The organism is Thermogutta sp., assembly GCF_014359955.1.
Classification (GTDB): Bacteria; Planctomycetota; Planctomycetia; order Pirellulales; family Thermoguttaceae; genus Thermogutta.
On record NZ_JACIYL010000904.1, the window covers coordinates 1 to 1645 of the forward strand.

At 53.1% G+C, this 1645-nt stretch carries 1 protein-coding gene; it reads left to right on the forward strand.

Translation table 11 applies throughout. The features are described from left to right. Positions 1 to 396 precede the first annotated feature (396 nt). A partial coding sequence (locus H5U08_RS18075) for a hypothetical protein (protein ID WP_297036325.1) occupies positions 397 to 1645 on the forward strand: 1249 nt, incomplete at its 3' end.

Genomic DNA, 1645 nt, shown 5'->3' on the forward strand with positions numbered 1-1645 from the left:
ATGGGCTGGTCTGCTCCTCGGAAAGCGGAGCCAACCGTCTTCCGAACGAGTTTTCTTATGCTATTGGCACAGACCGCCATCTTTGCCTACGTTTTCAGTTTCCTGGCCGATCGGTCGGGAGCCGTCCCGGTCGGAATTTCTTCTCCTATTTGTCCGGTGGTTTGTTATTTGTCTGCCGATTCGTGCGTAGATACGTCAAGGGTTGTAAGATGGAAAACGGATTAGCCATTAACAGAATTCCGGCAAACACGTTTCAGGGTAACTTAGGCTTGAACGGTACCGTTATCGTGTTGCGAGCCTGCTGGACCAAAACTAAATTGGTATGATCCGGGACTGTTGCGCTGGAATGTAAGCAGTGGAATATTTGATCTCGGTTGCGTCATTTCGGAGGTAGCCATGCAGTCCGAGGACTTCGTGCAAAAACTTCTCACCTACGAAAAGGCGGTGACTCAGTTGCTGGAAACGATTCCGCGCGTCCGCGAATTGGTGGTCAACCGACTTAAGCACGACGAGGACGTACGAGGCTTCGACGCGATGAAGAGTCGCTATGCATCGTTCCGCCAGCTTCAACAGCGAGGACTGCAACCCCCGCTGGTGGTGACGATGTTGGGCCCGACTGGAGCGGGCAAAAGCACCCTCTTCCGCTGGCTCACAGGAATCGATGTGCCCGCAGGAGAGATCATCCGCCCCATGACCTATCATTCCGTTGTGGCCGTTCCCGAGAGTTTTTCCGATCCCGACGTAGTGCAGCTTGTATTTCCCCACCGGAGGGTGTTGCCGCTTCAAAACCCGGAAGAAGTTGCTCAAAAGACGCAAGGAGACGGGCGAATCTTTTTCGCCTCCATGAAATCTCAGGCAAATTCACTGCCTTTCATTTTGGCCGACGTGCCGGACTTCAACTCTATTGAGTCTTCGAATTGGGAGCAGGCCGAGCAAATGCTGGCTCGGGCAGAGCTGACCGTTTTTATTTGCTTTTCAGAAAGCTACACCGATAAGCGCACGATGGAGATGCTCGCCCGGTGCTGCCGACTAAGCAGTCGGCTGGTGTATGTTTTGACCAAGATCCGCCGAGAAATGTCTCCGGGAATCAAGACCCCCCGAGAAACGGCTGCGAAGATATGGCAGCACCTCTTGGAAAAAGCAGGTGATCAGAAAGACCTTTTTTACGAAACTCGTAAGGACGGTCAAAGCCTTTACGAGTTTCTCACGGGGAGCCTCTGCTATTACAGTCCGCAACTCATGAGCGAAGAAGACTCACTTCGGATCGAGCCGCTCGAGCCGAACCAGCCTTCATTTTTGGACCTGATCCGCGGTCAGCCCGCCAGGGAGTTGATCCTCACCGGGCTGGTTCAGTCCACGTATGTCGCGCTACCGGACTGCAAGGAGGTCTTAGACAGCGCGCATAGCCATGTTAAGCAAATCACCGACAATCTCAATGCTGCCAGGACAATGTTAGACGAGTTGGTGAAAAAAGTGGTAAGCGAAATTTATCCCCTATCGGGGCTTATGGAGCTTGTCGCACAGATTGCTCGAGAAAAAACGTCCGGGATCGTTCGTCGGGTGTTCGGCGGCATGAACAGGACCGTCGGCAAACTGGTGACTCCTCGAACGATAAAAGAAAGCACTCAGGCGATCGAGAAGGTCA